General features: G+C 45.4%; 5 protein-coding genes and 1 pseudogene. 2 read left to right on the forward strand and 4 right to left on the reverse strand.

What is annotated here, in order from left to right:
• Window positions 1-627: photosystem II repair protein Psb32 (gene psb32 / locus RMO35_RS19215; RefSeq protein WP_309743236.1), on the forward strand; the 627-nt coding region annotated here is incomplete at its 5' end.
• A gap of 91 nt (window positions 628-718) precedes the next feature.
• Here the strand turns inward: psb32 and RMO35_RS19220 are convergent.
• From RMO35_RS19220 to RMO35_RS19230, 3 genes and pseudogenes are all read right to left on the reverse strand, one after another.
• Window positions 719-814 (reverse strand): annotated as a pseudogene (locus RMO35_RS19220) (DUF4346 domain-containing protein); the annotation flags it as partial.
• A gap of 34 nt (window positions 815-848) precedes the next feature.
• Window positions 849-1,232, reverse strand: a complete 384-nt coding sequence (locus tag RMO35_RS19225) for a DUF4346 domain-containing protein (protein WP_309743238.1) — start codon at window positions 1,230-1,232, stop codon at window positions 849-851.
• 354 nt (window positions 1,233-1,586) lie between these two features.
• Window positions 1,587-2,753 (reverse strand): GNAT family N-acetyltransferase, encoded by a 1,167-nt coding sequence (locus RMO35_RS19230; protein WP_309743240.1) that lies wholly within the window; start codon window positions 2,751-2,753, stop codon window positions 1,587-1,589.
• A 120-nt stretch (window positions 2,754-2,873) separates the two neighbouring features.
• Between RMO35_RS19230 and RMO35_RS19235 the strand changes: the two genes are divergently transcribed.
• On the forward strand, window positions 2,874-3,644 hold the full coding sequence (locus RMO35_RS19235) for a DUF4952 domain-containing protein (protein WP_309743242.1): 771 nt from the start codon (window positions 2,874-2,876) through the stop codon (window positions 3,642-3,644).
• Window positions 3,645-3,709: 65 nt separating this feature from the next.
• On the opposite strand, the gene RMO35_RS19240 is transcribed toward RMO35_RS19235, so the two are convergent.
• A partial coding sequence (locus tag RMO35_RS19240; protein ID WP_309743244.1) for a DUF1868 domain-containing protein occupies window positions 3,710-4,483 on the reverse strand: 774 nt, incomplete at its 5' end.

Consider the following 4,483-nt stretch of genomic DNA (forward strand, 5'->3'; position numbering starts at 1 on the left):
CCAGCTCAAGCTACGGCTATTTATGAAATTCCGGTCGTCTCCGCAGGCGTACCGACTTGGGTAATCGATAAAGCTGATGTCTTGAGTTTATCGACCAAAGGTGAGGTCAGAGGTAAACTCGAACAACTCGCCAAGCAGACGAATAAAGAAGTCCGATTTGTCACGGTTCATCGCCTCGATTATGGCGAGACGATTCAAACTCTTACCGACAAACTATTCAAAAAATGGTTTAGCGACCCCGAACAGCAAGCCAACCAAGTGCTAATTGTCTTGGATAATGTCACGAATACGATCGGTATTCAAACCGGAACTGAGGTCAAATCGACGCTCACCGAGGCAATTGCCACCAGTATCATTACTGAAACCATGCAGGTACCTTTACGCAATGGGAATAAGTACAATCAGTCATTTATCGGTGCTGCCGATCGACTCAGTGCGGTATTATCGGGACAAGCAGATCCCGGACCACCAGTAGTTATTTCCACGCCAGAAGTCGGCAGAACTTATCTCAAAGCCGAAGAAACCGAAGCAAATCGCACGAATTTTCTAGTGGTAGTAATCGGACTACTAATTGTGGCGACGGTGATTCCGATGGCAACTTGGTGGTGGTATCAAAATCAAAGTTAAAACGCTGTCGATAGTTATTGGTTGTTGGTGCTTACTAATAACCACTAGCTACAACTGGATATCTTGCCATGTAACGATCGTGTTAGTAAATTTAATCCTGGATATATTCAGTGCGAGAGACTAATGCTATTTCTGCACGGACAAATTCTCGTCCTAAATATGCTGCACGATCTAACATTCCGACTGGACAAGGTTGAGTTGGTCAGAGGACTTGAGTAAATTTAATCCTGAATATATTCCGCACCAGAGATTAAGGCTATTTCCGCCCGGACAAATTCTCGTCCTAAATAGGCTGCATGGTCTAACATTCCGACTGGGCAAGGTTGAGTTTGTTCGAGGACTTTGACGCACAGTTCCTTAGCTGTGCGCCCGGTAAATAAAGTAGTACTACTGCGAGGAACGCTGCCTTTAGCGGGAATGACTTTGCCCGTTTCGGGATCTACTGCCAAACCACGATCGTCAATGACATTAGTATAATGCTTGGCGCAGATCGTGCCATGTTCGCGATCGATATAAATAATGAAGTAGCCATCTGGATCGAGATCGATTTGTCGATTGGATAGTTCACGATCGATCGCTATTAAATTATCGGTTAATAAGGTCATGAATCGAACATTAAATAATTATATTAGATCTAGATTAACCGATTTATTCGCGATTTGGCTCTTTTTCAAGCAGTTTTCCGCTCTTTTTGGCTAAAAATGTGCGGATTTTACATCATAAATGGCTGCTATATGCTCGCATAGCATCTGTTGGGTTGTATTAGAGATACCCGCAGCAACAGCCAAAGCTGCCGATCGCGCTTGATTACTAAGGATCGACTAGGCAAGAATCGATCGCCAAAATTGGCGATCGATTCAGGTGTATGAAGCTCTAACTAAGGCGCGATTTTCATCGGTGAATCTTCATCGATCGCGACAATCTGCTGCTCCAACTTATTGAATTTGGCAAAGACCTAGTTAGGGCGCGATTTTCATCGGTAAATCTTCATTGATTGCGACAATCTGCTGCTGTTGCAACTCATTGGATTCTGCTAAATGATCGCGTAAGATTTTGCCAAATCGGGGATGATAAAACCGATGGAGACTGTAATTAGCCGTAGCGGGAAAGCCGCGCCGCTTCTTATGTCTGCCGCCTGCACCCGGATCGAAAATCTTAATCCCATTTTGAATCGCCCACTCGATCGGGGTATAGTAGCAAGCATCAAAATGGAGACAATCGATCTCCTCACTACTGCCCCAATAACGACCGTACAATCGATCGCCCTTGGTAATACAAAAAGACATCCCCACAGGTGTAGCGGGATCTTCACCTGTCGCTGTTACAAATACCACTCGATGGCGATAATTTTCATGCAGTTGCTCAAAAAATTCTGGAGTCAGATATTTGCTCCCCCACCAGCCAAACTTGTCGCAGGTATCCGCGTAGAAATCATACATCTGCGAAAATAACTGCGGGGAAATTTCTTCCCCCGTGACGGTAGTTAGATTCAATCCAGCCTCGCGCACAGATTTACGTTCGCGCTTGATGTTCCGGCGTTGGTTGGCATTAAACCCGCCCAAATAATCATCAAAAGTTTGATACTCACGATCTTGCCAGACATAGTTGTGATTGATCCACATACTATATCCATAATCGATCGTCTGCTGCCGCCACTCGGGATCGACATAGAGAAAGTGGCATCCAGATAAGCGATGAGTAGTGCAAAATTCATCGATCGAGCGGAACATTAATTCGGTAATTGTCGCTGCATTTTCGCCCGGTGCGATCGCAAATCGATAGCCCTCAGCCGGAGTAATCGGACTCATCCCCACTAACTTGGGATAGTACCTAATTCCCATCCGCTGCGCTAATTCCGCCCACTGATTATCGAAGACAAATTCACCATAACTGTGTCCCTTGACGTACAAAGGCGCAGCTCCAATTAATGACTGTCCTTTCCAGACGGTGAGATGCGTCGGTAGCCACCCAGTTTCGGCGGTAACGCTCCCGGAAGTCTCTAAGGTATTTAGCCACTCCCACTCCAGAAATGGCGTTTTTAAGGGCATAAACAGCGCATCCCAGGCAGTTTGGGGAATGTCTGCTAAATGATTGCACCAGCGGATCTGATAGGAAGATAGAGACATTGTTAATTTGCAGCGGTTTTGCACCTATATATTCTATCGAAACCGCAGGTGTCTGGGCATCCATAGCGATCTTGGATGCTATTGTGACAACCACAGGTTCCGAAAATCGATGAAATCGTGATGTCCAAATATCGGCAGTGGGCGATAAAGTTATTAATAATTGTTGGCTGTAGTTTGCCGATGACAACTTCAGCACGGTTCCCAGCTAAGTCGCCAGCATTGACAAAATCAATGTTACCTCGGGCAATGCAGCCGCGTTATATGCCTGCAACTACTAGATCGATCGCGCCCTTTCGACTCATTACCGATCGACTTTCAATGAAGCAGGTAGTCGAGGTGTTTGGGTTGCCAGATCGCGATATTGGTAGTGGTATTTATATTTATATCTACGATCTGGCAGATCGATCGCAAGTAATCATCGGTAGTCCTGATGGCAAACGCTTGCTCTATGTAATTCATTCGCAGGCAAATAAACAGCAATCTGCCGAACTGTTTAGAACTGGCTCTCCCGCAAAAATTGTCCCAGGTACAGTTGCCAAAGGGATCGATCGAAATGCCTGTGACTTTTTCAAGCAGTGGCGCGCCCAGTTGCCAAAATCCACACTTAATGATTGCGAGTTAAAGCATGGACAACTGGATCTATTAATCGCGACATATACCGTCAAAGGTAAAGATGCTACTATCGTTGAAAAGTTGTTGCAGCAAAGATTTCAGATGGGTAAACTGCGATTCATCTGCTGTGGTTGGGAAAATCCCGAACAGCCTGGAAGATATCGACGGGATGGCGATAGTTATCAGATTTCGATGTTTTCAGGAGAAACACTCGAAAAAGACTGGCGGAAGATCGATCGATTTCATATCACAGTTACTAAATATTTAACAGAGCCTTAACGAATATCAAAAAACGATCGCCACTGTGGCGATCGTTCTTTGGTAATCTAAAAATTATAGACTGTCTACAAATTCACCATCGGGAAATCTGATTCTCGTTTGTAAGTATACATATCTGTAAACTTCCGTAATTGGCCTTGTGACAACACGATCTCTTTGGGATTGTCGAGCCAGTGCATATTATACGATTGCAAAGTGTCGCTCAGTCGCACGCGATCGATCTCCCGATCGACGTTGCCAAAATAAGCTAATGTCGTATGAGCGGTAAAATAATACTGCTGCTCGATGCCCAGGGAAATCAAACTCGAATTTTGGTAAATCGCGCGCCGGAACGCGATAATCCGGTTGTAGCTGTACTCATCCTTGGGTACTAAACTTACTTCGATAGCGCGGGGGCGGACAGTCAAGCCCATGATTTGCCAGCGAATCGGTGCTGTTTCGACGATCGAGTCTTGATAGATTTTAAAACTATCTTCGATCCGATCGCGCAACTGACTCTCAAAATCCGGATTGGCGGCGACTACCGTCCGATAAGCACTATCCCAAATCAAGTCAGCTAAAGTAAAGTGAAAACTTGCCGGATCGACTAGCACTAATAAATCCGGTTCTAATTTCTCGATCAGTTGCTGCTGACATGCCGCTAAATCTTGAAATACCGCACTATTGACCGGATCTTCCGCTCCTGGTGGCGTGATTGCCGAGTACCCCGGAAACGCTACTGGTTGCCGAGTGCCATCCTCTTTCAACCTGAACTTAGGCGATTCTTGGATATTTTTGACCTGAGATTCATAGGTGGCGGGTAGGGTCATTTTTGCCACGCGGTTGAGATAAGTATGATA

Source organism: Chamaesiphon sp. OTE_20_metabat_361 (assembly GCF_031364565.1).